The organism is Streptomyces sp. CA2R106, assembly GCF_037034245.1.
Classification (GTDB): Bacteria; Actinomycetota; Actinomycetes; order Streptomycetales; family Streptomycetaceae; genus Actinacidiphila.
Map to the genome: position 1 here is coordinate 177,431 of NZ_JBAGKC010000003.1, position 25,108 is coordinate 202,538.

General features: G+C 73.5%; 25 protein-coding genes and 2 pseudogenes. 11 read left to right on the forward strand and 16 right to left on the reverse strand.

Annotated elements, in window-relative coordinates:
- Positions 1-95: 95 nt before the first annotated feature.
- Positions 96-548 (reverse strand): DUF4442 domain-containing protein, encoded by a 453-nt coding sequence (locus WA788_RS06415; RefSeq protein ID WP_335972385.1) that lies wholly within the window; start codon positions 546-548, stop codon positions 96-98.
- 72 nt (positions 549-620) lie between these two features.
- Here WA788_RS06415 and WA788_RS06420 point away from each other — a divergent pair, with 72 nt between their 5' ends.
- Together WA788_RS06420 and WA788_RS06425 are read left to right on the forward strand one after the other, a co-directional pair.
- On the forward strand, positions 621-1,880 hold the full coding sequence (locus tag WA788_RS06420; protein WP_335972386.1) for a hypothetical protein: 1,260 nt from the start codon (positions 621-623) through the stop codon (positions 1,878-1,880).
- 115 nt (positions 1,881-1,995) lie between these two features.
- Entirely contained in the window at positions 1,996-3,360 is a 1,365-nt protein-coding gene (locus WA788_RS06425) for an MFS transporter (RefSeq protein WP_335973025.1), read from the forward strand.
- 110 nt (positions 3,361-3,470) lie between these two features.
- Here WA788_RS06425 and WA788_RS06430 read toward each other — a convergent pair whose 3' ends face one another.
- A complete protein-coding gene (locus WA788_RS06430; RefSeq protein ID WP_335973028.1) occupies positions 3,471-4,301 on the reverse strand; it encodes a spermidine synthase in 831 nt (276 codons plus the stop codon).
- Positions 4,302-4,553: 252 nt separating this feature from the next.
- On the opposite strand from WA788_RS06430, the gene WA788_RS06435 reads away from it, so the two are divergent.
- Positions 4,554-5,786, forward strand: coding sequence for an MFS transporter (locus WA788_RS06435; protein WP_335972387.1), 1,233 nt, complete (start codon positions 4,554-4,556; stop codon positions 5,784-5,786).
- 140 nt (positions 5,787-5,926) lie between these two features.
- Here the strand turns inward: WA788_RS06435 and WA788_RS06440 are convergent, their stop codons facing one another.
- The gene (locus tag WA788_RS06440) at positions 5,927-7,180 is read right to left on the reverse strand and encodes a gallate dioxygenase (protein ID WP_335972388.1); all 1,254 of its coding nucleotides are present in this window, start codon (positions 7,178-7,180) and stop codon (positions 5,927-5,929) included.
- 98 nt (positions 7,181-7,278) lie between these two features.
- Here WA788_RS06440 and WA788_RS06445 point away from each other — a divergent pair, with 98 nt between their 5' ends.
- Positions 7,279-8,229, forward strand: a complete 951-nt coding sequence (locus WA788_RS06445; protein WP_335972389.1) for a LysR substrate-binding domain-containing protein — start codon at positions 7,279-7,281, stop codon at positions 8,227-8,229.
- Positions 8,230-8,306: 77 nt separating this feature from the next.
- Here WA788_RS06445 and WA788_RS06450 read toward each other — a convergent pair whose 3' ends face one another.
- From WA788_RS06450 to WA788_RS06460, 3 genes are all read right to left on the reverse strand, one after another.
- Positions 8,307-8,744, reverse strand: coding sequence for a hypothetical protein (locus WA788_RS06450; protein ID WP_335972390.1), 438 nt, complete (start codon positions 8,742-8,744; stop codon positions 8,307-8,309).
- A 74-nt stretch (positions 8,745-8,818) separates the two neighbouring features.
- Positions 8,819-10,015 (reverse strand): globin domain-containing protein, encoded by a 1,197-nt coding sequence (locus WA788_RS06455; protein WP_335972391.1) that lies wholly within the window; start codon positions 10,013-10,015, stop codon positions 8,819-8,821.
- Between the two features lie 74 nt (positions 10,016-10,089).
- Positions 10,090-10,542, reverse strand: coding sequence for an RrF2 family transcriptional regulator (locus tag WA788_RS06460; RefSeq protein ID WP_335972392.1), 453 nt, complete (start codon positions 10,540-10,542; stop codon positions 10,090-10,092).
- 121 nt (positions 10,543-10,663) lie between these two features.
- On the opposite strand from WA788_RS06460, the gene WA788_RS06465 reads away from it, so the two are divergent.
- Both WA788_RS06465 and WA788_RS06470 read left to right on the forward strand, forming a co-directional pair.
- Positions 10,664-11,137 carry a hypothetical protein gene (locus WA788_RS06465; protein ID WP_335972393.1) on the forward strand — a complete coding sequence of 158 codons (474 nt, stop codon included), beginning with the start codon at positions 10,664-10,666 and terminating at the stop codon, positions 11,135-11,137.
- A gap of 81 nt (positions 11,138-11,218) precedes the next feature.
- Complete coding sequence (locus WA788_RS06470) at positions 11,219-12,127, forward strand: TVP38/TMEM64 family protein (RefSeq protein WP_443033982.1); 909 nt, start codon at positions 11,219-11,221, stop codon at positions 12,125-12,127.
- Here WA788_RS06470 and WA788_RS06475 read toward each other — a convergent pair.
- A complete protein-coding gene (locus WA788_RS06475; RefSeq protein ID WP_335972394.1) occupies positions 12,081-12,698 on the reverse strand; it encodes a flavin reductase family protein in 618 nt (205 codons plus the stop codon). The two genes, WA788_RS06470 and WA788_RS06475, sit on opposite strands and share 47 nt — an antisense overlap.
- 445 nt (positions 12,699-13,143) lie before the next feature.
- On the opposite strand from WA788_RS06475, the pseudogene WA788_RS06480 reads away from it, so the two are divergent.
- A pseudogene (locus WA788_RS06480) lies at positions 13,144-13,449 on the forward strand (transposase family protein); the annotation flags it as partial.
- Between the two features lie 262 nt (positions 13,450-13,711).
- The gene (locus WA788_RS06485) at positions 13,712-15,187 is read left to right on the forward strand and encodes an MFS transporter (RefSeq protein ID WP_335972395.1); all 1,476 of its coding nucleotides are present in this window, start codon (positions 13,712-13,714) and stop codon (positions 15,185-15,187) included.
- A gap of 171 nt (positions 15,188-15,358) precedes the next feature.
- Here the strand turns inward: WA788_RS06485 and WA788_RS06490 are convergent, their stop codons facing one another.
- Positions 15,359-15,766, reverse strand: coding sequence for a VOC family protein (locus tag WA788_RS06490; RefSeq protein ID WP_335972396.1), 408 nt, complete (start codon positions 15,764-15,766; stop codon positions 15,359-15,361).
- Between the two features lie 243 nt (positions 15,767-16,009).
- Positions 16,010-16,363 (reverse strand): FAD-dependent oxidoreductase, encoded by a 354-nt coding sequence (locus tag WA788_RS06495; protein ID WP_335972397.1) that lies wholly within the window; start codon positions 16,361-16,363, stop codon positions 16,010-16,012.
- Here WA788_RS06495 and WA788_RS06500 point away from each other — a divergent pair.
- Positions 16,296-16,835 (forward strand): annotated as a pseudogene (locus WA788_RS06500) (aldehyde dehydrogenase family protein); the annotation flags it as partial. The gene WA788_RS06495 and the pseudogene WA788_RS06500 overlap by 68 nt on opposite strands.
- Before the next feature lie 133 nt (positions 16,836-16,968).
- Here the strand turns inward: WA788_RS06500 and WA788_RS06505 are convergent.
- The 3 genes from WA788_RS06505 to WA788_RS06515 are packed head-to-tail and all read right to left on the reverse strand — an operon-like array spanning position 16,969 to position 19,546.
- A complete protein-coding gene (locus WA788_RS06505) occupies positions 16,969-17,661 on the reverse strand; it encodes a 3-oxoacid CoA-transferase subunit B (protein ID WP_335972398.1) in 693 nt (230 codons plus the stop codon).
- Positions 17,658-18,353 (reverse strand): 3-oxoacid CoA-transferase subunit A, encoded by a 696-nt coding sequence (locus WA788_RS06510; protein WP_335972399.1) that lies wholly within the window; start codon positions 18,351-18,353, stop codon positions 17,658-17,660. The genes WA788_RS06505 and WA788_RS06510 overlap by 4 nt, the downstream gene beginning before the upstream one ends.
- Positions 18,350-19,546: a thiolase family protein gene (locus tag WA788_RS06515; protein WP_335972400.1), complete on the reverse strand. Its 1,197-nt coding sequence runs from the start codon at positions 19,544-19,546 to the stop codon at positions 18,350-18,352. The genes WA788_RS06510 and WA788_RS06515 overlap by 4 nt, the downstream gene beginning before the upstream one ends.
- Positions 19,547-19,616: 70 nt before the next feature.
- On the opposite strand from WA788_RS06515, the gene WA788_RS06520 reads away from it, so the two are divergent.
- Positions 19,617-20,495, forward strand: coding sequence for a LysR substrate-binding domain-containing protein (locus WA788_RS06520; protein WP_335972401.1), 879 nt, complete (start codon positions 19,617-19,619; stop codon positions 20,493-20,495).
- Positions 20,496-20,510: 15 nt separating this feature from the next.
- On the opposite strand, the gene pcaDC is transcribed toward WA788_RS06520, so the two are convergent.
- The 4 genes from pcaDC to pcaH are packed head-to-tail and all read right to left on the reverse strand — an operon-like array spanning position 20,511 to position 24,109.
- A complete protein-coding gene (pcaDC, locus tag WA788_RS06525) occupies positions 20,511-21,653 on the reverse strand; it encodes a bifunctional 3-oxoadipate enol-lactonase/4-carboxymuconolactone decarboxylase PcaDC (RefSeq protein ID WP_335972402.1) in 1,143 nt (380 codons plus the stop codon).
- On the reverse strand, positions 21,650-22,804 hold the full coding sequence (locus tag WA788_RS06530; protein ID WP_335972403.1) for a lyase family protein: 1,155 nt from the start codon (positions 22,802-22,804) through the stop codon (positions 21,650-21,652). The genes pcaDC and WA788_RS06530 overlap by 4 nt, the downstream gene beginning before the upstream one ends.
- A complete protein-coding gene (gene pcaG / locus WA788_RS06535; protein ID WP_335972404.1) occupies positions 22,797-23,333 on the reverse strand; it encodes a protocatechuate 3,4-dioxygenase subunit alpha in 537 nt (178 codons plus the stop codon). The genes WA788_RS06530 and pcaG overlap by 8 nt, the downstream gene beginning before the upstream one ends.
- A complete protein-coding gene (gene pcaH / locus WA788_RS06540; protein ID WP_335972405.1) occupies positions 23,330-24,109 on the reverse strand; it encodes a protocatechuate 3,4-dioxygenase subunit beta in 780 nt (259 codons plus the stop codon). Before pcaH ends, pcaG begins: the two co-directional genes overlap by 4 nt.
- Positions 24,110-24,179: 70 nt before the next feature.
- Here pcaH and WA788_RS06545 point away from each other — a divergent pair, with 70 nt between their 5' ends.
- Positions 24,180-24,911 carry an IclR family transcriptional regulator gene (locus WA788_RS06545; RefSeq protein ID WP_335972406.1) on the forward strand — a complete coding sequence of 244 codons (732 nt, stop codon included), beginning with the start codon at positions 24,180-24,182 and terminating at the stop codon, positions 24,909-24,911.
- The last annotated feature ends 197 nt before the right edge of the window (positions 24,912-25,108 follow it).

Here is a 25,108-nt window from a genome sequence, read left to right on the forward strand (position 1 = left end):
GCGCTTCCTGGAAGCCTAACCGACCGGGCGCACGTCCTGTCCGCTCAGCGGTGCGCTTCCGGTCGGCCGGCCGCTCCCCCGCCGCGGCGGGGACGTCAGCTGTTGGGGCGCAGCGTCCAGACGACGGTCATCCGGCCGGTCTCGGCGCCGTCCTCGCGGGTGAGGACGACCTCGACCGGGAACTCCGGGCGCCGCCCGGTGTCGAGTTCGGCGACGACGTCGGCGGCGGGGCGGCCGAGAGTCGCGGTCGCGCGCACCTGCCCCCGGGCGATCTTGGTGTAGGTGACCTCGACCCGCACCGGCAGCGGGACGGCGCGGGAGAGCTGGTCGCCGAACGCGCCGATCACCACGGCGCCGGAGGCGGACTCCCCGGCGGTGAACATCGCGCCCGCGTGCGGGCCGCCGACGTGGTTGCGGTACTCGGGCCGGTCGGGCAGCGCGACGACCGCGCGCTCGGCGGTGGTCTCCAGGTATTCCAGGCCGAGGGTGCGGACCATGGGCACGGTGGAGCTGAGGATTTCGCCTATGGGGGGCAACGTGTCTGACATGGCCGCATGTTACCAGTCAGTATCCTGGTCCGGCGTGGAACCCGACGGGCCTCTCCCCTAGTGTTTCGAGCCATGTGGCCAGGAGACCAGCAGCACGGGGGAGAGCAGAACCCGCAGGGCGGCCCCCCGCAGCACCCGCAACAGCCGAACACGCAGCAGCAACCGCAGCAGGGGCAGCCGCCGCAGTCCCCGCAGGCCCCGTACGGGTATCCGCCCAACCCGTACGCGCAGCCCGGTTACCAGCAGCCGCCCACCCCGCCGTACGGGCAGCCGCAGCAGCCGCCCACACCTCCGTACGGCCAGCCCCAGCAGCCGCCGGCGCCGCCCTACGGTCAGCCGCAGCAGCCGCCCGCACCTCCGTACGGCCAGCCCGCGCCCGGCGGCCCCTATCCGCAGTCCGGCTACCAGCAGCCCGGGCAGGCTCCGGCCGGCGGCTACCCCACTCCCCAGAGCTGGGGCCCGGCGGTGCCCGGCGGCCCTGGTGGACCCGGCGGCCCCGGCCTGCCGCCGGAGAAGGACAACCGCAGGCTGACCATTGCGATAGCGATCACCGCCTCGCTCGCGGTCATCGCGGCCGTGGCGGTCGGCGCGGTCTACCTCACCGGCGACCACGGCAAGAAGGACGACGCGAAGGGGCCCGCCACGCCCACCGCGACGACGCCCGCGAAGCCCACCGCCACCCCCTCCCCCACCGACACCTCGACCGGCGGCGCGGACGACAACGACAACCCGCGCAACGGCGGCACCGAGATCAAGGCGGTGATCCCCGGCTGGCAGGTGGTCCGCCGCGACCAGCGCAACGTCGCCTTCGACGTCCCGCCGGGCTGGACGGTCGACAGCGAGGGCATGAGCGTCGGCTTCAGCAACGACAAGGGCGACCCCGAGGTCATCATGAGCGCCCCCGCGTACTACAAGCACGCGTGGTGCAAGTCCTCCGACGGCGAGGCGGACCGCGCGGCCGTCGGCACCAAGGGCGGCAGCGGCGCGAAGAGCCTGAAGGACGCCGCCGACAACGAGGCCGAGGCGTGGGCGTACTGGGCCTACCAGGTCAAGGGCAAGGGCACCTTCTCCAAGGCCCAGGACAGCAAGGCGTTCTCCAACAGCTACGGCATCACCGGCTGGCAGGCCGAGGCCACGGCCACCAACGTCGTCAAGGCCAACAAGTGCGAGCCGCCGAGCGGTGTCGCCTACACCGTGGCCTGGACCGACCCCTCCCAGACGAAGCCGACCCCGGTGGTGTGGGTGCTGTACGCCGACACGGGCGTCTCCGACGCGCTCACCAAGGCCACCGTGGACAAGATCAAGAGCACCATCCGGCCGATCAAGAAGTAGCGCGGCGCGGCCGCGAGCCGATAACGGTTGGCGCTTCACCCGGTCCTTCCTGGATAGTGCCCGGGTGAAGCGCACCGCCCCCGGCTCCCGTCCCCGCCCCGGCACCGCCCGGAAGCTGCTCGGCCGGCTGCCGGCCCTGCCCGAGCCGCCCGCGTGGGCCGGGCGGGACTTCCGCCTGCTGGTCAGCGCATCCCTGGTCGCCAACATCGGCAACGCCGGCGCCACGATCGCCGCCGCGTACGCGGTCATCGACCAGGGCGGCAGCGCCACCGACGTGGGCCTGGTGGTGGCCGCCCGCACTCTGGCGCTGGTGGTCTTCCTGCTGCTGGGCGGCGCCATGGCCGACCGGCTGCCCCGGCAGCGGGTGATGGTCGGCGCCAACCTGCTCAACGCCACCTCGCAGGCCGCGTTCGCGGTCCTGGTGCTCACCGGCTCGCCCGCGCTGTGGACGATGGCCGCGCTGGCCGCGGTGGGCGGCACCGGGCAGGCGTTCTTCTCGCCCGCCTCCGAGGGCATGGTGCTGTCCACGGTGGACTCCGCCCACGCGGGCAAGGCGTTCTCCGTCTACCGGCTGACCATGAACGGCGCGATCATCGGCGGCTCGGCCCTGGGCGGCGCGCTGATCGCCGCGATCGGCCCGGGCTGGGTGCTCGCGGTCGACTCCGCGGGGTTCCTGTGCGCCGCGGCGCTGCGCGGCCGGCTGCGTGTCCCGGCCGCTCCGCGGGCCGCCGGGTCGGGCAGCAGCATCGTCGGCGAACTGCGCGAGGGCTGGCGGGAGTTCGCCGCCCGCCCGTGGCTGTGGGGCATCGTGATCCAGTTCGGCATCGTCAACGCCGTGGTCACCGCAGCGGAGACCGTCTACGGCCCGCTGGTCGCCCGCGAGCACCTGGGCGGCGCCGCGCCCTGGGGGCTCGCGGTCGCCGCGGGCGGGGTCGGCACCTTCTGCGGCGGCCTGCTGATGGTCCGCTGGCGTCCGCGCCGGATGCTGCTCGCCGGCACCCTCGGGATCTTCCCGATGGCGCTGCCCGCGGCCGCGCTCGCCGGCGCCGTGCCGGTGCTGCCGCTGTCGACCGCGACCTTCGTCGCCGGGGTCGGCGTGGAGGTCTTCGCGGTCGGCTGGATGCTGGCGCTGCACCAGGAGATCCCCGAGGACAAGATGTCGCGGGTGTCGGCGTACGACTGGCTGGGCTCGATCTCGCTGACCCCGATCGCCACCGCGCTGTCCGGTCCGGCCGCGAACGCCTTCGGCCGTACGAACGCGCTGTGGGGCTGCGCGGCCATGGTGCTGCTGCTGACCGGCGCGGTGCTGCTGGTGCCGGACGTACGGCGGCTGGAGCACCGCCCGAAGACGGTCACGGTGCCGGTCGGACCCGCCGGCGCCGCGCCGGTACCGGCCGGGCAGGCCGCCGCACCTGTCGCGGACGGGCCGGACGCCGCACCCGTCGCGGACGGCCCCGCAGGGGCGCCCGGCGCGAGCTGAGCCGGCGTCCGCGCGCCGCCGGCCCGCGACGCCGGCCGGGCCCGGCAGCTCGCCGAGGAGTTCGACGGCGCGCACACCGTCGTCGGCGACCTCGCCGTGTCGGCCTCCGCTCAGCCGACCGTGAACGCCCCGCCCGGCGGCTCGGGCGAGTCGGCCGCAGCCGCGTCCCGCACCGGCGCGCCCGGGAACGCCCGCACCGCCTCCGCCGTCCCCAGCACCCGCGCCGGGAACGGGTCGGCGGCGCACCGCCGCGCCACGGCGGCCAGCGGCAGCTCCCCGCGGGTGGCCGCGAGTACCGCGTTGCCGTACCGCCGCCCGCGCAGCACCCCCGGCTCCAGCAGCACGCACACCTCCGCGTCCGCACCGAACGCCGCCCGCAGGGTGGCCAGTTGGGAGCCGAGGAAGGTGAACGGCGCGGCGTCGGCGAGGTTCGCCACGTACAGCCCGCCGCCGCGCAGCACCCGGGCCGCCTGCGCGGCGTACTCGAGCGTCGTCAGGTGCGCGGGGACCCGCGAGCCGCCGAAGACGTCCGCCACGAGCACGTCGGCGCTCGCGTCCGGGCGCGCGGCCAGCCACTCCCGCGCGTCCGCGACATGGGTGCGGACGCCGGGCGCGTCCAGCGGCAGGTGCTCCGCGACCAGCCCGGCAAGGCCCCGGTCCGCCTCGATGACGTCCTGCGCCGCGCCCGGCACGGTCCGGGCGAAGCGGCGCGGCAGGGTCAGCGCGCCGCCACCGAGGTGGACCACGTCCACCGGCGCGGCCCGCGTGTCGCACACCGCCTCGACGACGTACGCGACACGCCGTACGTACTCGAACTCCAGGTGCTCGGGGTCGGCCAGGTCCACGTACGACTGCGGGGCGCCGTCCACCGTCAGCAGCCACGCGTCCGCGCGGTCCACGTCCGGCAGCAGCTTCGCCACCCCGAAGTCGACGGTCCGCATCACCGCCACAGCTTCGCCTTCCACTCCGCCATCCTCCCGCACCCCGCGCCCGCGCACCGACCGCCCCGCCCCGCCGCGCTCCCCCGTCCGTTGCTCACCCGCTCCCCCGCTCTCCCCGCTCTCCGTCGGGTGACGCAACCGTCGACGGTTCTTCATCCTCCGGTGACGTACGGGAATTCAGCACGTGGGAGACTTTGTTCCGTTGGTAAACTTAAAGTCCGTCCCCACCCCCGTTCCGTAAAGGACCCCTCCATGCCCCTGGCCATCCTCGCCCTCGCGGTGAGCGCCTTCGGCATCGGCACCACGGAGTTCGTGATGATGGGCCTGCTGCCCAACGTCGCGGGCGACCTCGGTACCTCCGTGCCCACCGCCGGTTACCTCGTCTCCGCCTACGCGCTCGGCGTCGTCGTCGGTGCGCCGCTGCTCACCGCGCTCGGCTCCCGTGTCCCCCGCAAGCGCATGCTGCTCCTGCTGATGGGGCTGTTCACCGTCGGCAACCTCGCCTCGGCCTTCGCGCCGGGGTACTGGGCGCTGCTGGGTGGCCGGTTCCTGTCCGGGCTGCCGCACGGCGCGTTCTTCGGCGTCGGCGCGGTCGTCGCCTCGCGGCTGGTCGCCGAGGAGCGGCGGGCGCGCGCGGTGGCCGCGATGTTCCTCGGGCTGACCGTCGCCAACATCGTCGGGGTGCCCGCCGCCACCGCGCTCGGCCAGCACCTCGGCTGGCGCGCGACGTTCGTGGTGGTCTCCGCGGTCGGCCTGGTCGGCCTCGCCTCGCTCGCGCTGCTGGTGCCGCGGCTTCCCGTCGAGGAGCACGTCGGTGTGGGCCAGGAGATCCGGGCGCTGCGCGAGCCGCAGGTCGTACTCGGCCTGCTCACCGCGGTGTTCGGGTTTGCCGGGGTCTTCGCCGTCTACAGCTATCTGGCCTCGATGATGACCGAGGTCACCGGTTTCGCGGACTCCTCGGTGACGCTGCTGCTGGCGCTCTTCGGCATCGGCATGACGCTCGGGGCGCTCGCCGCCGGTCCGCTCACCGACCGCGCGCTGCGCCCGACCCTCTACGGTTCGCTCGCCGCGCTCGCCGTGGTGCTGGTCGGCTTCCACTTCGCCGCGCACTCCAGGATCGCCGCGCCGATCGCGGTGGTGGTGCTGGGCGGGGTGGGCTTCATGACCACCACGCCGCTTCAGATGCTCGTCATGAACAAGGCCCGGCACGCCCCGACCATCGCCTCCGCCTCCAACCACTCCGCGTTCAACCTCGCGAACGCCGGCGGCGCCTGGCTCGGCGGCGTGGCGATCTCGGCGGGCTGGGGCTGGACCTCGCCGACGCTGGTGGGCGCGGTGCTGGCCGTGGCGGGACTCGGGATCGCGGTGACCGCCGGGCTGCTCGACCGCCGGGCCGGGGCGGCAGCGTACTCGACGTCCTCGGCGTCCTCGGTGGTCGCAGGCGGCGGGCCGCGGGTGCGGCAGGACGTGCAGGAGCACGCGTAAGGCGTGTCCTCGACGGGGGGAGCCGGCGCCCGGCTCCCCCGCACGGGCCCGCCTCGGCCCCGCCCGGCCCGGGAGCACACGTCGAGAGCCGCACGCGGTCGGCACGCGGTGCGGACGCGGCGCGCGGCGGGCGACCGGCGCTAGTCGGGGCGGACGGAGTACAGCAGCGGGGTGTTGCGGGAGGCGAGGAATGCCTCCAGGGACTCCCCGCGCATCGCCGCGTAGATCTCGGGGTTGGAGACGCCGACGACCGCGCCGAGCTTCTCCAGCATGAAGAAGATGACGCCGTAGTGGATCAGGCCGCTCCAGTCCCGGCGGCGGACGAGGTCGCGTTCCTCCTCGGTGAGGGCCGCCGCCTCGAACGCCGCCTCCTCGTCGGCGAGGAACCGTTCGCGGTACTCCCGGTCCACCATGCCGTGCAGGAACTTGTTGAGCCGGTACGCCTTGACGCCGGCGGCGATGTCGTAGGGGTAGGTGCCCGGCAGCCGCTCGATCCCGGCCAGTTGCTCGGCCATCCGCGCCCGGTGGCGCTCGGCGGCGGCGCTTTGCAGCCCGATGTCCCCGTTCTCCAGGACGAGCGTCGCGACGCCGGTCATCGAGGGCAGGTCGTAGGAGCTGTACACCCGGCGCACGTCGGCGGACAGGGCGCCGCGCATGACCAGCCACATGATCACCTCGGCGCCCTCGAGCCCGCCCAGGGTGGCGTACTCGGCGTGCGTCATCCCGGCGAGCGCCTGCGGGTCGGAGGTGACGGCGTCGAGGAAGCGGCGGTCCCACTCCGGGTTGTTGAAGCCCGCGCGCTCGCCGTGCACCTGGTGGGACAGCCCCCCGGTCGAGATCACCGCGACCGACATGTCCTGCGGGTAGCTCTCGACGGCCCGCCGGATCGCCTGCCCGAGCTTGTAGCAGCGCGCCGCCGTGGGGATCGGGAACTGCAGCACGCCGATCTGGAGCGGCACCACGGGCACCGGCCACGCGTCGCCGGGCCGGTCGAAGAGCACGGACATCGGTGAGAAGAACCCGTGGTCGAGCGGCTTGTCCTGGAAGAAGGCCATGTCGAACTCGTCGGTGACCAGGCTGGAGGCCATGTGCCGGGCCAGCGCCGGCTCGCCCGGCACCGGGGGCAGCCGGCGCGCGCCGCCGCCCTCGTCGGCGACCGCGTACCGGGCACCGACCCCGAGCGTGAAGGCCGAGTAGTGGTCGAAGAAGAACGAGGTCATGTGGTCGTTGAAGACGTAGACGACCGCGTCGGGCCGCTTGTCCTCGAGCCACTGCCGGACCGGGGCGAAGGCGTCCAGCAGCTGGTGCGGCGCCCCGTCCTCGACACCGCGGTCGTGGGCGAAGCCGATGGTCGGCGTGTGCGACGTGGCGATGCCGCCGATGATGCGGGCCAAGGCGATCTCCTCCGCTGGAGCTGGGGTGGAGCCGAGCCTATGGATGACCGCAGGTCATGTGAATTGACGAAATCGGCCCGGTTGAATAACTTCCCGTTATGGAAGAGCTGCCCGGTACCGATGCGCTCCCGGACACCGCGCTCTCCCGGCTCCGGCTGCGGCATCTGACCTGCTTCGTCGCCATCGCCGAGGAGCGCACGCTCGCCGGTGCGGCGGTACGGCTGGGGCTCAGCCAGCCGGCCGTGTCCAAGACGCTCGCCGAGCTCGAACTCGTCGCCGGGCGCCGCCTGGTCGACCGGGGCCGCTCGGGCGCCGCGCTCACCGACGCCGGGACGCGCTTCCTGCGGCACGCCCTGGAGGTGACGCGGGCGATGGCCTCGGCCTCCCAGGCACTGGTCCGCGAGAGCGCCCCGGGCCTGGCGCCGCTGCGGATCGGCGCGCTGCCGACCGTCGCCGGCGGGGTGCTGGCCCGGGCGCTCGCCCGGCTGCACCGGGAGCGTCCGCACGCCTGGGTGCAGGTGGTGTCCGCGGCGAATCCGGAGCTGGTGGCCGCCCTGACCGCCGGGCGGATCGACTGCGCGGTCGGCCGCATGGCCGAGCCGAGCACCATGCGCGGGATCTCCTTCGAACTGCTCTACACCGAGTCGCTGGCCGTCGTCGCCCGCCCGGGGCACCCGCTGGCCGCGGCCGGCGCCGACCGGCCGACCGACCCGGCCGCGCTGCGCGGCTACCCGCTGCTGGTACCCGAATCCGGCACCGCGCCGCGGCTCCAGGCCGACGCGCTGCTGCGGTCGATCGGCCCCGGCACCGCGACGCGCTGCACCGAGACGCAGTCGCTCACGGTCGCCCGCGCGGTGGCGGTGCAGTCCGACGCGGTGTGGATCACCTCACGGCACGCGGTACGACTCGACGTGGAGCAGGGGTGGCTGACGGCGCTGGACGTCCCGGTGCCGCAGAACGCGGAGCCGGTCGGCATCCTGCGCCGCAGCCGCGCCCGCCCCACGGACCTGGCCGAGGAGGTCTTCGAGCTGATCAGGGCGTCGATCTGAGCGGTGCGCCGGTACGTCCAAGGGCGCCGGTACGTGCAGGGGCGCAGGTACGGAAAGGGCCCGGCCGGGGCCGCGGGTCAGGCCGCGAGGGTGTGCAGCGCCGCCGCGCCCAGCGCGAGCAGCGCGAGGACCTTCACCGACTCGGTGGCCACGTAGACGTGGTGGGCGCGGGAGCGGAGCAGCTCCTCGCCCGCAAGGACGCGGTCGGAGCGCCGGTTCAGGCCCGGCCGGATCGCGAGGAGCTGTGCGGCCAGCGTCGCCGCCGCGACCGCGGTGGGCACCGCGACCGCGACCGGCGGGCCGCCGGCGGCGACGGCCGCGACCACCCCGGCGGCGAGCACCGCCTCGATCCGGTTGAGCACCCGGAAGACGATCCGCCCGATGCCCAGCCCGACGGGCACCGTCACACCCGGGGCGCGGAACTTCAGCGGCGCTTCCAGGAACGAGATCCCCAGGACCATCCCGCACCAGGTGAAGGTGAGCGCGGCGGCCACCGCCGCCGAAGTGGCGTTCATCGTACGGGCTTTCCTCTGCTTTCCTCTGGTTACCTCTGCTTACCTCGGCTTGCCGTCTTCCGCCGGCGTGCCGGTTACTCCTGGCCGAGCCAGAGGTCCGGGCCGAAGACCTCGTAGTGGACGTCCCTGGCCGCAACCCCCGCGCGCAGGAGGTCGCCGCGGATGGCGCGCATGAACGGCAGCGGCCCGCACAGGTAGGCGGTCAGCCCCGCGGGCAGGTCCAGCGCGGTCAGGTCGGCGCGCCCGGCCGCCGCCTCCGGTGCCTGGTCGCCCGGCTGCTCGTACCAGACGTGGAAGGCGGCGTTCGGCAGCGCGCGGACCAGCTGCCGGTGCTCCTCGCGGTGAGCGTGGTCGGCCGGGCCGCGGTCGGCGTGCACGACGGTGACCTGGCGCTTGCTGCCCTGGGCGGCCAGCCGGCCGAGCAGGGACAGCATCGGGGTGCTGCCGATCCCGGCGGACGCCAGCAGCAACGGCCCGTCGCTGCCGGTCAGTTCGAGGTCGCCGAACGGCGCGGAGACGGTGAGCACGTCACCGGCAGCCGCGTGTGCGTGCAGCCAGGAGGAGACCTCGCCCTCCGGCGCGGCGCCGCCCCGCACGCGCTTGACGGTGATCCGCCACTCCTGGCCGCCGGGCGCGCCGGACAGGCTGTACTGGCGTATCTGGTGGGCGCCGTCGGCCAGTTCGACCCGCACGCTGACGTACTGCCCGGGGCGGAAGTCGCCGGCGGGCGCGCCGTCGGTACGGCGCAGGGTGAAGGAGGCGGTGTCGGCGGTCTCCTCGCGGCGCTCGACGATCTCCATCGGCCGCCAGGTGCCGCCCTCGGGCACGCCGGCCTCGCGGTAGAGGCGGGCCTCGAGAGCGATCAGCGCGTTGGCCATCAGCCAGTACACCTCGTCCCAGGCGGCGGCCACCTCCTCGGTGACCGCGTCGCCGAGCACCTCCACGATCGCCGCGAACAGGTGCTGGTGGACCAGCTTGTACTGGTCGGCGGTGATGCCGAGCGAGGCGTGCTTGTGGGCGATCCGGCCGAGCATCGCGTCGGGCCGGGCGTCGGGGTGCTCCAGCAGCATGCCCGCGAAGGCGGCGATGGAGCCCGCCAGCGCCTTCTGCTGCTCGCCGTTGGCCTGGTTGCCGCGGTTGAACAGGTCGCGCAGCAGCTCCGGGTGGTCGGCGAAGAGCCGGACGTAGAAGCGTTCGGTGATCTCGCCGATGGCGGCGCCGACGACGGGGAGGGTGGCGCGTATGACGGGGGTGGACTGCTCGGAGAGCACGGTGACTCCTCAGGAGAATACGTATCTGCTGTGCGCGTTTCAGGTGGACGGATGCCGCCTGCGGCGGCGGCGCCTCACGGAGCCCGGTGGCCGACCAGTCCGATGAGGACCGGTCCGGTGGGCGACTCCACCAGGTCGTCCACCGTGAGCGGGTCGAGCGTGGCGTAGAAGGCCTGCTGAGCCGCGCGCAGCGCCTGCCGGAGCAGGCACGCGGCCCGCAGCGGGCAGGGCGGGCCGGACGGGCCGCCGTCGCAGGAGACCACCTCCTCCTCGCCCTCCAGCTCCCTGACCAGCCATCCCACCGAGGCGCGGCGTCCGAGGGCGGTCAGCTCCAGCCCCCCGCCGCGCCCGCGCCGGGTGTCCAGCACGCCCAGGTGCCGCAGCCGCGTGATGGCCTTCGCCATGTGGGCGTGGGGTACGTCCACGGCTTCAGCCACCTCGCGGGTGGTGAGGTTCTCGGCCGGCCCGGCGGCGGCCAGCCGCATGACGGCGCGCAGCGCCAGGTCCGTGAACTTCGTCAACCGCATGACCCGAAGCTATCAAAGACGCATGTAAGGTTCGTATTCAGGGGGGTCGGAACCGGCCCGGCCCGGACCCTCAGGCGCCCCGGCGGCGCACCCACCCACGCATCGGACGGACGAGCACTCCATGGCGGACCCGACCACGGACCCCCGCAGTTCAGGCGACCCACACGGCGCTGACGTGCCCCGGGTGCTGTGCGACCTCGGCGCGCTGTCCGCCGCGGCCGAGTCCGCCGGGGCCGACGGGGCCAACGGAGCCCACGACGCCGACGGGTCCGACGAGGGCGCGGCCGCACCGGCCGGGGCGCTGTGGCGGCTGACCGAGCCGGGCCGCCAGCTCGACGCGAACCTCGTCCATCTGCCGCCGGACGCGCGGGTCGAGGCCCACACCGAGAGCGACCTCGATGTCCTACTGGCGGTCGTCGCCGGCGGCGGCACCCTCGGCGGTGCGCCCGCCCCGCAGCCGCTCGCGCCCGGCAGCCTGGTGTGGCTGCCGCACGGCGCCGCGCGCTCCCTGGCGGCGGGCGCGGCGGGCCTGTCGTACCTGACCGTCCACCGCCGCCGGCCGGGTATGAAGATCGGGCGCCGCACGGACACCTGACAGCCGCCTGCGCGTGCGCGGCAGTTGACGCGCGGCGGCCGCGCTGCGCGGCCTGCCGGCCGGCTCGGTTAGGCTCGGCGGATGGCGAAGCCCGGGGCCGACCTGACGCCCGAACCGCCGGGCCCGCGCGCCCGTGGCATCCGTGACGTCCGCGAGCTGCGGGACCTGCGGGGCCTGCGCCGGGCCGCGGCGCGCACCCTCGTACGCTGCTCGCGCGGGATGATGGCGCCCTGGACGCGCTTCGGGCTGCTCGTCGCGGTCCTCGCCGCCGGGATCGCCCTGGTGCTCGCCTGGCACCCGCAGCAACTGCTCACCCACGGCTGGCCGCCGCGGACCTCGGGCGCCACCGCTGTCCTGGTCTTCGCGGTGGCGTACGGCGTCGCGACCGTCGTGTTCGTGCCGCGCCCCCTGCTCAACGCCGCAGCCGGGGCGCTCTACGGCATCCACGCGGGGCTGCCGGCGGCGATCGGCGGCACCGTGCTCGGCGCCGGGCTCGCCTTCCTGCTCGGCCGGTTCCTCGGGCGCGACGCCGTACGGCCACTGCTGCGCGGCCGGTTCGTGCTGTCGCTGGACCGGCAGCTCAGCCGGCACGGCTTCCGCAGCACCCTCGCGCTGCGGCTCTTCCCCGGGGTGCCGTTCGCCGCCGCGAACTACGCGGCGGCGCTGTCCCGTATCCGGCTGGCGCCCTTCCTCACCGCCACGGCCGCGGGCAGCGCCGCGAACACCGCCGCCTACGTCGTCGCGGGCGCCCGGGCCGCGTCGCCGACCTCGCCGGCGTTCCTGCTCGCGCTGGGCTTCCTCGGGGTGACCGCGGTCGCGGCCACCGCCTTCGCCCGGCGCCGCACGCGCGGCGCCCCCGCGCCCGCGGACGGGCTCGGCGATGCGCTCGGCGACGGGCTCGGCAAGTGGCCGGACGAGGCGCCCGGCGACGAGCCCTGCGAGGTCAGCGGCCCTGCGGACGCTGCCACTCCTCCAGCGGAATCCGCTTGATCTCCAGGATGTCGCCGAGGGCGCCCCACTCGTCCTTGCCGAGCCGGGCGAGCGGCCGCAGCGCGCGGATGTCCGGCAGCCCGTCGGCCATCACCGCTTCCGAGACCGCCGCGTACACCACGCGCCCGAACACCACGGTCGAGTCGCCCAGCCGGACCGTGCTGTGCAGTTCGCACTCCAGCGCCACCGGCGACGCCGCCACCCGCGGCGGCTTCACCCGCGCGCTGGGCTCGCGGGCGATCCCCACCTCGTCGAACTCGCTCACCCCGTGCGGAAAAGCGGTCCCCGTGGCGTTGATCTCCTCGAAGAGGTGCTCCGGCGCGAGGTTCACCACGAACTGCCCGGTCTGCTCGACGTTGCGCACCGAGTCCTTCCGCCCCACCGACGTGAACTGCACGATCGGCGGGCTGACGCACGCCACCGTGAAGAAGCTGTGCGGTGCGAGGTTGTCGGCCGTACCGTCCCGGTTGGTGGTCGACACCCAGGCGATCGGCCGCGGCACGACCACCGAGGTCAACAGCCGGTAGAACGCATTCCGGTCCGTCTGGGCAGGATCGAAGTCGATACGCATGCGGCCAGTATCCACGCGTTCGGCGTCGCCCCTACCAGGGGATCGCGCCGCGACCAAACCTTCGGTTCTCCGGACAGTGCCCGGTATCGGACGACTGCTGGACCAAAAGCCGAGCCCGTGACCACCACCCCACCGCCCCCTTGGGACGATCTCACCATCCCGCCCCATACCCGCCAGCGCGGCGTCAGCGCAGCCCGCCGGAGGCGAAAACAACGTCGCCCGTGATCCATGCGGCGTCCTGGGAGGCAAGAAGAGCCACCACGGAGCCGACATCGCCGGCTTTTACGACGCCGACCCACCCATCCCGCCCGCGGTGGCGAACCACCGACGATAGGCCCGGTCTCCTTCGAGAAGCGCCTTGCGGCCACGAGATCGGGGCTGTAAGACGTTCGGGTCTGTTCCGTAGTCGGTGGTGACGGCGAGTGCTCGCCTGTGATCATCGTGCGTGCATGATGCGAACACACTTGTGGGAACGGTGTTTTCGGGCTTGTCCGCGTTGGTCATCGAGGATGTGGCGGACGGCGGCGAGATGGTCCGGGTTTCGGCCCGGACCCGGGATGTTCCCGTTCCCTGTCCGGCGTGCTGGGTGCTGACGGGGAGGGTCCATGGGTATCACGGCCGGACGGTGCGGGACGTGCCGGTCGATGGCCGGCAGGTCGTGGTCCGGGTGAGGATACGACGGCTGGTCCGCCCGGTTCGTGGCTGCGGTCGGCAGACCGTCCGAGAGCAGGTCCCCGGGCTCCTGGAGCGCCAGATGTACGGCCGCGCGAGCTTCCCCCTCCTCCGCCACCGCATCCTCCTGGGCTGACCACACCCGCCGTCACCACCGACTACGGAACAGACCCGAACGTCTTACAGTCCCGTTTCCGGAGAGTACCGGGTGGCGCGCACCGGCTTGAGGGTCGATCAGGTGACATCGCGGGTGTGCTTGACGCCAAGGCAGCGACCACGGAGCAGCATGGTGACCTCATGCAGTCGTCTCATCATCGTTGGTGAACGGGAGGGAATGCCCGATGCGCGAGGGTCCGCTGGCTGGTCGCTATCCGGTAGTGGCGGCCATGGTGGTGCTCGCCCTGGTGCCTTACCTGGCCCTGTCGGCGGCGCTGGGGCCGCTCACCCCGCATATCGCCGAAGAGCTGGGTATGAGCGTGCAGGCGATGAGCGTGACGACGGGCATGGCCAATGCCGGTTACGCGGTGGGGACGGTGCTGGCTGTGCAGTTCGCCCAGCATCTGCACCAGCGGCGGATGCTGATCGTCTACGGCACCCTGCTGGTGATCGGTTCGGTGCTCACCGCCGCGGCCGTCGACCCCTCGATGTTCATCGTCGGGCACCTCCTGCAGGGCCTGTGTACGAGTCTGCTGCTGATCGCCGCCGCGCCGCCGCTGATCATCGGCTATCCGCCGGACAAGTTGCGCGGGACCGTGGTGATCCTGAACGTGTGCATCTTCGGGGCGGTCGCGCTCGGTCCGGTGCTCGGCGGCATCCAGGCGAACGCGCACGGCTGGCGGCCGCTGTTCTGGATCATCGCCGGCATCGCCTTCGCGGCGCTCGTACTGTCCTTGCTGACATTCCAGGACACGCCGCCGGTGAATCCCGGGGCTCCGATCGACTATGTCGCGCTCGGGCTGGCGACACTGGGCTGCGCGGCCTCGTTCTTCGGCGCCTCGTGGCTGCTCACGCACCGGTTCCTCGATCCCACGGCGTGCGGGCCGCTGCTCGGGGGGCTGCTGCTGATCGTCGCCCTCCTCGTTCACGAGTACACGGCGAAGTATCCGCTGCTGTGCGTCAGGAGCCTGGCCAGCACACTCCCGGTCGCCGGCATCATCGCCGCGATCTGCGCGGCGGCCGCGTCGGTGTCGGCGATCTCGCTGACCCTGGCCTCGCTCGCACCCCGCCACAGCCCGCTGCACCTGGGGCTGCTCTACCTTCCCGAGTTCGGCGGCGCGGTGGTCACCGCGGCCGCCTTCAGCGTCATCTTCCGCACCCGCGCGCTGCACTACTACGTCCTTGTCGGCATGGGCTTCCTCATTGCGGGCATCGTGGCCATGAACGCCGCCGCCCCGCCCACTGCCGTGCTCACCGCTGTCGGCTCCGGACTGGTCGGCATCGGCGTCGGCGCCTCGGTCGTCCCGGCGCTGTTCATCGCCGGCTTCTCGCTGCGCTCCAACAACGTGCAGCGCGTGTTCGCGATCATCGAACTCGTCCGGGCGGTCGCGGCGTTCCTGATCGCCCCGATCCTGCTGTACATCGCCGCCACCGTCGGCCCCGACCTCGACGCGGGCACCAGGACGGCCCTGTGGATCTGCTTCGGCATCTCCGTCGCGGGCGCGGCGATCGGCGTCGCCCTGTACGTGGCCGGCGGGGTGCGCCACCCGCCCACGCCGGCGGTGGACGAGTGGATGGGCGGTCAGCAGCCAGGATGGAACTCCCCGCCGCTCTTCGCCCGGTTCCGGGAGGGCATCAACCCGGACGACTACTGCCCCTGACAGGTGCGCAGGTGGGTCGTTGATGTTGTCGTGGGTGGAGATCCGCACAGCAGTTCCTGGGCAAGGGGTCAGCAGCACAAGCGGGGAGTTGACCGTCCGGTTCCTGCTTGCCGCAGCTCAGCCGCCCGCTACGATCCCGGACATGCTCGGCTCCCGGGCTGCCGGAACGGATCACCGCCCGACGCCACTGGGCCGGCGCAGCTGGATCAGGTCCCAGCGGTTGCCGTACAGGTCCTGGAAGACGGCAACCGTGCCGTAGGGCTCCTGCCGGGGCGCTTCTTCGAAGACGACCCCGGCTGCCCGCATCCGCTCGTAGTCGTGCTCGAAGGCGTCGGTGCTCAGGAACCAGCCGACCCGGCCGCCGGTCTGGTCTCCGATGCGCGTCTCCTGCCCGCCGGTCACGGCCCTGGCCAAGAGCACCGCGGTCTCCCGCGCGCCCGGCGGAGCGACCACCACCCACCGTTTGCCCTCGTCGATCCGGGTGTCTTCCAGGAGCTCGAAGCCGACGATGTCCCGGTAGAAGGCGATGGCCTCGTCGTAGTCCCGCACGACAACGGTCACCAGTCCGAGATGAGTCATCAGGCGATCTTGCCTGCTGGCCATACGGACGCGCCAGCCCAACCCGGCAGCCCTTCCCGGTCAGAGCACCGGCTCCGTTACCGCCTTTCCCCGGGCAGGCCAATCCGTGGTCGTCCGCATCCTCTTGCCCACGCACACCTCCGCGAGAAGCTCACTGCCTTGACCTTCAGAAGAGGCCCGCGCGGGCACCGACGCCGGCGTGCCGCCCGCTCTTCTCCCCGCCCCGGCCCATCGGATGGGTCCCTAGGCGACCCCGGGCTCCGGGAGGAAGCGGGCCGGGTCGAAGTGGCTCAGGTCGGTGGCGGTCCCACCCCGGACGGTGAGTTCGGCCATCAGGTGTCCGATCGCCGGGGCCATCTTGAAGCCGCGGCCGGAGAACCCGGCGACGACGACGACCTCCGGTGTGCCGGGCAGCGGGCCGAGGACGGGCTGTCCGTCGGGGGTGAAACCGTCCATGTAGACGTTGAGGCGGGTGGGGTGGGCGAGCAGCCCCGGGAAGTGCTCGGTGACCAGGTCCGGCAGGCCGCCGAGTTCGAAGGCGCAGAGCCTGCCGGTGGGCGACCCGTTCGGCGGCGACGTCGCTCTGGGGCCGATCATCGACGCCGGTCAGCGCGACAAGATCCACCGCCTGGTCACCGGAAGTGTCTCGCAGGGAGCCAGGCTCGCGGCGGGCGGCACCCACGAGGGCCTCTTCTACCGGCCGACGGTACTGGCGGACATGGCGCTGACGGCGCCGGCCTTCACCGAAGAGGTCTTCGGCCCGGTGGCGCCGGTCACACGCGTCGGGTCCGTGGAGGACGCGGTCAGGATCGCGGACAGCGAGTACGGGCTGTCGCTCGGCATCGTGACCAGGGACGTGATGCGCGGTCTGGCGGTGGCCGAGCAGATCCCCACCGGGATCGTGCACATCAACGACCAGACGGTGAACGACGAGGCGGTGGCGCCGTTCGGCGGGGTGAAGGCATCGGGTACGGGCTCCCGTTTCGGCGGTGCGACCGCGAACATCGAGGCATTCACCGAGACCCGCTGGATCACCATGCGCGGTAGTGCCGCTCGCTACCCCTTCTGACCGGGTGTCCCGGCCACCCGGCGCAGCCCGCCGCCGGGTACGTCGAACCGGCCCGGGACGCGACGACGCCGGCCAGGTCCGCCTGTGCCGGCGTCGTCTTCCGTTCGGTGGGAGGTCCGGCCGCGGGGCGCGGTCAGTGCAGTTCGATGTCGAGGCGTGCGCGCAGTTCGTCGACGGTCAGGCCGTAGGTCCTGAGCACGTGGACGCCGTCGGGGCGCAGGTCGAAGGTGGCGACCTCGGTGTAGACCCTGCTGACGCAGGCGACGCCGGTGAGCGGGTAGGTGCAGCGCGGGACCAGCTTGGGTGCGCCGGACTTCGTGAAGAGCGTCATCATCACGTAGACGTCCTTCGCCCCGATGGCGAGGTCCATCGCTCCGCCCACGGCGGGGATGTCGTCGGGCTTGCCGGTGTGCCAGTTGGCCAGGTCGCCTCGTTCGGAGACCTGGTAGGCGCCGAGCACGCAGACGTCGAGGTGGCCGCCGCGCATCATGGCGAAGGAGTCGGCGTGGTGGAAGTACGCGGCACCGGGCAGTTCGGTGACGGGGGCCTTGCCGGCGTTGGTGAGGTCGGGATCGATCAGGTCGCCCTCGGCCTTGGGCCCCATGCCGAGCATGCCGTTCTCGGTGTGGAGGACCACGCCGAGGTCCGCGGGCAGGTGGTCGGCGATCCGGGTCGGCTGGCCGATTCCGAGGTTGACGAAAGCCCCGGCGGGGATGTCCCGGGCGATCACGGCGGCCAGTTCGTCCACGCCGAGCGGGCGGTCCGCGGCCACCGGTACGCCGCCTGTGGTGGACGGGCCGGTCGCGGCGGTGGCGTCGGTGCTCATCGTGCCCCCTGGACGGTGTAGTGGCGGGACGGCACCGGGACGATGCGGTCGACGTAGAGGGACGGTGTGACGACGGCTTCCGGGTCGAGGCCGCCGAGCGGGACGACCTCGTCGACCTGGACGACCGTGGTCGCGGCGGCGGTCGCCATGACGGGTCCGAAGTTGCGGGCGGTCTTGCGGTAGACGAGGTTGCCCACCGGGTCTGCGCGGTGGGCGGCGATCAGGGCGTAGTCGCCCTTGATCGGGTATTCCAGGAGGTAGTCGCGTCCGTCGATGGTGCGGGTCTCCTTGCCCTCGGCGAGCGGGGTTCCGACCGCCGTCGGGCAGTAGAAGGCGCCGATCCCGGCGCCGGCGGCGCGCATCCGCTCGGCGAGGTTGCCCTGGGGCACGACCTCCAGCTCTACCTTGCCCTCGCGGTAGAGAGCGTCGAAGACGTAGGAGTCGGTCTGCCGCGGAAAGGAGCACAGGACCTTGCGGACCCGCCCCGCCGCCAGCAGGGCCGCCAGGCCCACGTCGCCGTTGCCGGCGTTGTTGGAGACGATCGTCAGGTCCTTGGCGCCCTGCCGTATGAGGGCGTCGATGAGGTCGAACGGCATGCCTGCCAGGCCGAAGCCCCCGACGAGCACGGTCGAGCCGTCCTCGATCCCGGCGACGGCCTCGTCGGTCGATTCCAGCACGACGGCGCGGCTCACTTCGACACCTCCGGGTTCTCCAGGACGACGGCCAGCCCCTGGCCGACTCCGATGCAGATCGCTGCCACGCCGTACCGCTCGCCGCGCTCCTTCAGGACCGCGGCCAGCGTCGCGAGGACCCGGCCGCCGGAGGCGCCCAGCGGGTGCCCGATCGCGAGGGCCCCGCCGCGCTGGTTGACGACGCCGGGGTCGCGCAGGCCGTCCTTCAGCCAGGCGTCGACGCAGGCCAGCGACTGGACGGCGAATGCCTCGTTGAGTTCGACGGCGCCCACCTGGTCCCAGGTGATCCCGGCGCGGGCGAGCGCCCGGCCGGCGGCCTCGACCGGCGCGTAGCCGAAGTCCTGCGGGTCCAGCGCGGCCGCGCCCCTGCCGGCGATCCGGGCGAGCGGGTCGCGGCCGACAGCCGCTGCCGCCGCCTCGCTGCCCAGCAGCACCGCGGAGGCGCCGTCGGAGAGCGGGGAGGCATTACCCGGGGTGATGGTGCCGTCCGGCCGGAACGAGGGTTTGAGGGAGGCGAGCTTCTCGGTGGTCGAGTCCGGACGGATGCCCTCGTCGCGGAAAAGGCCGGCGACCGGGGTGACGAGTGTGTCGTAGAAGCCGTCCTGCCACGCCTGGTGCGCGAGCCGGTGGGAGCGGACGGCGAACTCGTCCTGGCGCTCGCGGGAGATGCCGAAGCGCTCCCGGAGCTGCTCGTTGCACTCCCCCAGCGGGACCGTCCACTCCTTGGGCATCCGCGGGTTGACCAGCCGCCAGCCCAGCGTCGTCGACACGGCGGTGACGTCGCCCGCCGGGAAGGCGCGTGACGGTTTGGGCAGCACCCACGGAGCCCTGGTCATCGACTCGGCCCCGCCGGCGAGGACGACTGCGGCGTCGCCGGTCTCGATCGCCCGGGAGCCGATCATCGCGGCGTCCAGACCCGAGCCGCAGAGCCGGTTGACGGTCGTGGCGGGCACGCTCGTCGGCAACCCCGCCAGCAGCGCGGCCATCCGGCCGATGTTGCGGTTGTCCTCGCCGGCGCCGTTGGCGTTGCCCCAGACGACCTCGTCGATCGCGGTGGGGGCCAGCGACGGCGCCTGCGCGAGCACCGCGTTGACGGCGGTGGCGGACAGGTCGTCGGGCCGTTCGTCGGACAGGGCGCCGTTGTACCTGCCGAAGGGCGTGCGGACGGCGGCGTAGAGGAATGCGCTGCTCATGGCTCGACGCTAGACGCCCACGCCGATATCCGGAAGTATCAGTTCCGTCGTTGATTGAGATGCTGAGGATATGAATCTACGCCAGCTCCGGTATTTCGCCGCGGTCGCGGAAGAACGCCACTTCGGGCGCGCGGCCGCCCGGCTCCACATGGCCCAGCCGCCGCTGTCCCAGGCGATCCGGCAACTCGAGGGCGAGCTCGGGGTCGAGCTCTTCCACCGCACCACGCGCCGGGTGGACCTCACGGACGCCGGCCGCGCCTACCTCGACCGGGTGCGGGCGGTCCTCGCCGGGATCGACGAGGCCGCCGACCACGCCCGCCGGGTCGCCGCCGGCGTGGTCGGCCACCTCACACTCGGCTGCGTGGGCTCGGCCACGTACAGCCTGCTGCCGACGCTGTCGCGCCACCTCACCGCCGAACTGCCGGGCATCGACTTCGCCTTCCGCGGCGAGATGCTCGTGCCGGACCAGGTGGGGGCGCTGCACAGCGGCGCGATCGACGTGGCCCTGTTGCGTCCGCCCGCCGCCGATCCCGCGCTGTCGGTCCATGTCCTGCGCAAGGAGCGCCTGGTGGCGGCGCTCCCCGCCGAGCACGCGCTCGCCGCCGAGTCCCGGGTGCGGGCCGCCGACCTCGCCGGCGCCGACCTGATCGTGCACCTGGCGGACCGGCACTCGGTGATGCACGACGTCGTGCTCGACCTCCTGCGGGACGCCGGCGTCGAGCCCTGCATCCGGCACGAGGTCGGGGAGACGTCCACCCTCGTCACCCTCGTCGCCGGCGGCCTGGGGGTCGCGGTCGTGCCCGAGCCGGTCACGGCACTCGCACTCAGCGGTGTGGTCTACCGGCCCCTCGCGGGATCGGCGTCGATCGAACTGGCCGTCGCGCACCGTGCGGACCGCCGAGAGCCGCACCTGGCCCGGGCGGTGGAGGTCATCCGCGGTCTGTTCTGAACCCCCCGGCGGGCGTCAGCCCTCGGCCAGGACCCGTGCGGCGACACCGAATGCGGTGTTGGCCGCCGGCACCCCGACATAGACCGCCGACTGCAGCAGCACCTCGACGATCTCCTCCCGGGAGAGCCCGTTGGTGAGCGCGGCCCGCAGGTGGAACTCCAGTTCCTCGAAGTGGCGTCCGGCCACCAGCGCGGTCAGCACGGCGATCGAGCGGTCCCGCCGGGCCAGGCCCGGGCGTGTCCAGACCGACCCCCACGCGTACCGCGTGATGAACTCCTGGAAGTCCCGGGTCACGTCACCGGTCCGCTCGATCGCGCGATCGACGTGGGCGTCTCCGAGGACCGCGCGGCGCACTTTCATGCCGGCCTCGTGCACGGGGTCGCGGGCCGGTACGCAGACGAAGAAGTCGGTGAGCAGGTCGGCGACCGTGCGCGGCGCCTCGGCCGGGGCGAGGTGGGCCACGCCGTCGAGTTCCACGAACCGCCCGCCGGGTACGGCCGCCGTCTCCTCCCGGAGCACCGCGGCCGGGGTCGCGGCGTCGTGGCTGCCTCCCAGGGCGAGGACCGGCACGCCGATCGCGGACAGCCGGCCGCGGATGTCGAACGCGGCCAGGGCCTCGCAGACGAGGGCGTAGCTTTCCCGGTCGGTGTCCTGGAGCGAGCGCAGCAGGGCCGTGCCGGCGTCGGGTTCGCGCTCCAGGAACCCCGGGGCGAACCAGCGCTTGGCGGACATCTCCACCACGGCCGGTGTGCCCATGGAGCGCACCCGCGCCGCCCGCTCGTGCCACGACCGGTCGCTGCCGATCCGCGCACCGGTGCACAGCACCGCGGCTCCCGTCAGCCGGTCCGGTGCGTCGAGGGCGAGTTGCAGTCCGACCGCGCCGCCGACCGAGTCGCCGGCGTAGCCGAAGGTGACCGCGCCCAGCGTGCGGTCGACGGCCTCGACCACCCCGGCGGCCAGATCGGCGATGGTGAAGGGGTCCTGCACGGGCGTGCCGCTGCCGTGGCCGGGCAGTTCCCAGCCGACGACGTGGAACCGCTCGCCGAGATGGGCGGCGGCACGGCTCCACAGCGCGGTGACGGAGGTGCCGAGCGACGGCCCCACCACGAGGGTGGGGCGGCCCTCGGCGCCTGCCAGCTGGACGAGGGAGAGCTTCACGGGAGGTCCTTCCACAGGCGGCGGGCGCGCCCGAGTGCTGCGTCGGTGAGGGCGTCGGCCGCGCCGAGGTAGGGGCCCTGACCGCCGCCCATGCTGCGCTGCTCGGCGGTCAGCTGGGAGGCTGCCTGGCCGGCCCGCGCGGTCATCCGGTCCGCGTCGACCACGAGACCCTCCACCAGGACGGCGGCCTGCGAGGCGGCCACGACGGTGCGCCGTGCCAGGAGCCGCAGGGTGTCCCACTCGGCGTGCCAGGCGCCGTCCGGCCGCTCGTCGACGTAGCAACCGGCGGCGGTGTGCAGGGTCGCGGCCAGACCGGGCGCCGCCAGGGCGTGCCGTCGCAGCAGGACGGACAGCACCGGGTTGCTCTTGCCGGGCATGGTCGAGGAGCCGCCGCCGTCGGCCTCGCGCAGTTCGCCCAGCTCCGGGCGGGACAGCAGGGCCACGTCCCCGGCGATCCGGCCCCAGGCGTCCGCGCAGGCCACGAGCGCGTCGGCGTGCTCCGTCAGGACGGAGCGCTCGGTGTGCCACGGCGCCGACACCGGCAGACCCAGCCGACCGGCGGTGTCCTCGACCAGCCGCAGTGCCCCGTCGGGGCCGCCGGCGAGGGCGTCCGGCGCGGCCAGGGTGCCGGCGGCGCCCCCGAGTTGCACAGGCAGCGGGGCGCACCTGGTGAGCCGGTCGGCGGCCGCGGTCACCCCGTTCAGCCAGGTGGCGGCCTTCAGCCCGAAGGTGATCGGCACGGCGTACTGCGTCAGGGTGCGCCCGGCCATGACGGTCGCTCGATGGGCGCGGACCAGTCCGGCCAGTGCGGCGGCCTGGCGGGACAGCTCCCCTTCGACGGCGCGCACGGCGTCGCGCAGGCACAGCACGAGGGCGGTGTCGAGCACGTCCTGCGACGTCAGGCCCCGATGGACGTCGCGCGATTGCCGGCGCAGCGCCGACACCAGGGGGATGACCGGGTTGCCGCCCGACTCCGCGCCGGCCGCGACGACGTCGGCGTCCGGCGCGACCAGGGACACCGGCGCCGCGAGCCCGGCGCCGGCCAGCGCGTCCAGCCAGGCCTGCTCGACACGGACCATGGCGGCGAGGAACGCGGCGTCGGTGAAGATGTCGCCGGCTCGCTCGCCGCCCGGCCACAACAGATCAGCCATGGGTCAGGAAGACCGTCTCGCGCTCGCCCTGGAGGTGGATGTCGAACCGCAGTCCGTCGGGTTCCTTCACGGCGACCAGGGAATCACGTTCTCCGGCCGGCAGCGACGACAGCAGCGGATCGGCCGCGTTGGCGGGGTGGCCGGGCAGGTAGACGCGGGTGAAGAGGCGGTCGAGCAGCCCGCGGGCGAAGACGGTGACCGCGAAGAACGGGGCCCTGCCCTCGTCGGTGGCGCCGGGCAGCACCGTGGAGAACGAGTAGTGGCCGGTCCGGTCGGCCTCGCACCGGCCCCAGCCGGTGAAGGTCCAGCCGTCGCGGTGCAGCGAGCCCGGCTCCCGCGGGACGTTGCCCTGCGCGTCGGGCTGCCAGATCTCCACGAGCGCCTCCCGGATCGGCTCACCGGCGCCGTCGAAGAGCGTGCCGTGCAGCCGGACCGCGTCGGCGCGGCCGGCGGGCACGAGTTCGCTGTCGCCGTCGTAGGGAAGCGCGTAGCCGAAGAAGGGGCCGACCGTCTGTCCGGGGGTGATCACTGCGCAGCCTCCTCGGGCTCCATCAGGGTGCGGCCGCTGCCGGTGAGGACGACGTCCCAGCGGTAGCCGGTGCTGAACTCGGGCACCGTCAGGTCGTGGTCGTAGGTGGCCACGAGCGCGTCGCGCGCCTTCTGGTCGGTGATCGACTGGTAGATCGGGTCGAGCGCGAAGAGCGGATCACCGGGGAAGTACATCTGGGTCACGAGCCTCTGGGTGAACGCGTTCCCGAAGATCGAGAAGTGGATGTGCGCGGGCCGCCAGGCGTTGCGGTGGTTGCCCCACGGATACGGTCCCGGCTTGATGGTCAGGAAGCGGTAGGACCCGTCCGCTCCGGTGAGGCAGCGGCCGACGCCGGTGAAGTTGGGATCGAGCGGCGCCGGGTGCTGCTCGTGCTTGTGGATGTAGCGGCCGGCGGCGTTGGCCTGCCAGATCTCGACGAGCTGGCCGGCGACCGGCCGCCCGTCGCCGTCGACGATCCGGCCGGACACCGTCATCCGCTCGCCGATCGGCTCGCCGGAGAAGTCCGGCTCGGGCCCGCGGCCGGCCCCGATGGTGAGGTCGGCCTCCAGCGCGTGCACGTCGCGGTGGCCGAAGCAGGGAGCCCAGCGCTCGATCGTCTCGGGGTCGGCGTGCCGGGGGTTCTTGGTCGGGTGGCGCAGGACGCTGGAACGGTACGGCGGATAGTCGATCCGCGGCTGCGGCACGGCGTCCTGGCCGGGGGCCGCTGCTATCTCGGCGATCTCGGCCGAGATCTGCGCTTGCGTGGTGAAGCTCATAGCCGTCACCCTGGCGCCGCCGCGGTGTCCGCATCCACTCTGGACTTCCACTGAGCGGAAGGAGGCCCCGATGTCGACGCCTTCCGTCACCGCGCGCGTCTTCGCGCTCCTGGGGGCCTTCGGCGAGCGCCACCGGTCCCTGCGGCTGACCGACATCGCGACCCGGTCCGGCCTGCCGCTGAGCACCACGCACCGGCTGGCCGCGGAACTGGTGGCGTGCGGAGCCCTGCGCCGTCTCGACACCGGCGCGTACGTCGTCGGCCGGCGGCTGTGGGACCTCGGCATGCTCGCCCCGGTCCAGACCGGTCTGCGCGAGGCCGCCTCGCCGTTCCTGCACGACCTCTACGGGGCGACCCTGGAGACCGTGCACCTGGCGGTCCGCGACGGGACCGAGGTGCTGTACGTCGACCGGCTCGCGGGCCACGCGTCGGTCCCGATCGTGAGCACCATCGGCTCGCGCCTGCCCCTGTACTGCACCGGGGTCGGTAAGGTCCTGCTCGCGTACGGGCCCGCCGAGGTGCGGCAGACGGTCCTGGGCGAGCGGCTGCGCCGGTTCACGCCGTACACGGTGACGGCCCCGGCGCGGCTGCGGCAGCAGCTCGACCGGGTGCGCGCCGACGGCTTCGCCACGACCGTCGAGGAGATGTCGCCGGGCGCCTGCTCGGTCGCCGTACCGGTCGTTGTCGCCGACCGCGTCGTCGCCTCCGTCGGCTTCGTCGTGCCCGACCTGCGGCGCACCCGCCCGCGGCTGGTGGCGGCCCTGCGTGTCGCCGCCCGGGGAATCGCCCGCAGCCTCGCCTGACGACGCCGCAGCACCCTGAGTCGGGGGCCGCGCGCGGCGGTGCCTGCGTTCGGGACCCAGCGCGGCGCGGCCGGCGAGCGCTCCGAGGCGTGCGGCCGGTCCGGCGTTTCCGGTCGCCCACCGCAACGGCTGTCCCGCCGGGACGGCGCACGGATCGTCGTCCTCCTGCTCCAGCTCGCCGGCGGTCCGTCGCCGGC

Excerpts from the sequence above, each read along its gene's own strand:
- WA788_RS06415 (WP_335972385.1), bottom strand. The coding sequence starts at position 548 with ATGTCAGACACGTTGCCCCCCATAGGCGAAATCCTCAGCTCCACCGTG.
- WA788_RS06420 (WP_335972386.1), top strand. The coding sequence starts at position 621 with ATGTGGCCAGGAGACCAGCAGCACGGGGGAGAGCAGAACCCGCAGGGC.
- WA788_RS06430 (WP_335973028.1), bottom strand. The coding sequence starts at position 4,301 with ATGCGGACCGTCGACTTCGGGGTGGCGAAGCTGCTGCCGGACGTGGAC.
- WA788_RS06435 (WP_335972387.1), top strand. The coding sequence starts at position 4,554 with ATGCCCCTGGCCATCCTCGCCCTCGCGGTGAGCGCCTTCGGCATCGGC.
- WA788_RS06445 (WP_335972389.1), top strand. The coding sequence starts at position 7,279 with ATGGAAGAGCTGCCCGGTACCGATGCGCTCCCGGACACCGCGCTCTCC.
- WA788_RS06450 (WP_335972390.1), bottom strand. The coding sequence starts at position 8,744 with ATGAACGCCACTTCGGCGGCGGTGGCCGCCGCGCTCACCTTCACCTGG.
- WA788_RS06460 (WP_335972392.1), bottom strand. The coding sequence starts at position 10,542 with ATGCGGTTGACGAAGTTCACGGACCTGGCGCTGCGCGCCGTCATGCGG.
- WA788_RS06465 (WP_335972393.1), top strand. The coding sequence starts at position 10,664 with ATGGCGGACCCGACCACGGACCCCCGCAGTTCAGGCGACCCACACGGC.
- WA788_RS06470 (WP_443033982.1), top strand. The coding sequence starts at position 11,219 with ATGGCGAAGCCCGGGGCCGACCTGACGCCCGAACCGCCGGGCCCGCGC.
- WA788_RS06475 (WP_335972394.1), bottom strand. The coding sequence starts at position 12,698 with ATGCGTATCGACTTCGATCCTGCCCAGACGGACCGGAATGCGTTCTAC.
- WA788_RS06485 (WP_335972395.1), top strand. The coding sequence starts at position 13,712 with ATGCGCGAGGGTCCGCTGGCTGGTCGCTATCCGGTAGTGGCGGCCATG.
- WA788_RS06490 (WP_335972396.1), bottom strand. The coding sequence starts at position 15,766 with ATGACTCATCTCGGACTGGTGACCGTTGTCGTGCGGGACTACGACGAG.
- WA788_RS06495 (WP_335972397.1), bottom strand. The coding sequence starts at position 16,363 with ATGATCGGCCCCAGAGCGACGTCGCCGCCGAACGGGTCGCCCACCGGC.
- WA788_RS06505 (WP_335972398.1), bottom strand. The coding sequence starts at position 17,661 with ATGAGCACCGACGCCACCGCCGCGACCGGCCCGTCCACCACAGGCGGC.
- WA788_RS06515 (WP_335972400.1), bottom strand. The coding sequence starts at position 19,546 with ATGAGCAGCGCATTCCTCTACGCCGCCGTCCGCACGCCCTTCGGCAGG.
- WA788_RS06520 (WP_335972401.1), top strand. The coding sequence starts at position 19,617 with ATGAATCTACGCCAGCTCCGGTATTTCGCCGCGGTCGCGGAAGAACGC.
- WA788_RS06530 (WP_335972403.1), bottom strand. The coding sequence starts at position 22,804 with ATGGCTGATCTGTTGTGGCCGGGCGGCGAGCGAGCCGGCGACATCTTC.
- pcaH (WP_335972405.1), bottom strand. The coding sequence starts at position 24,109 with ATGAGCTTCACCACGCAAGCGCAGATCTCGGCCGAGATCGCCGAGATA.
- WA788_RS06545 (WP_335972406.1), top strand. The coding sequence starts at position 24,180 with ATGTCGACGCCTTCCGTCACCGCGCGCGTCTTCGCGCTCCTGGGGGCC.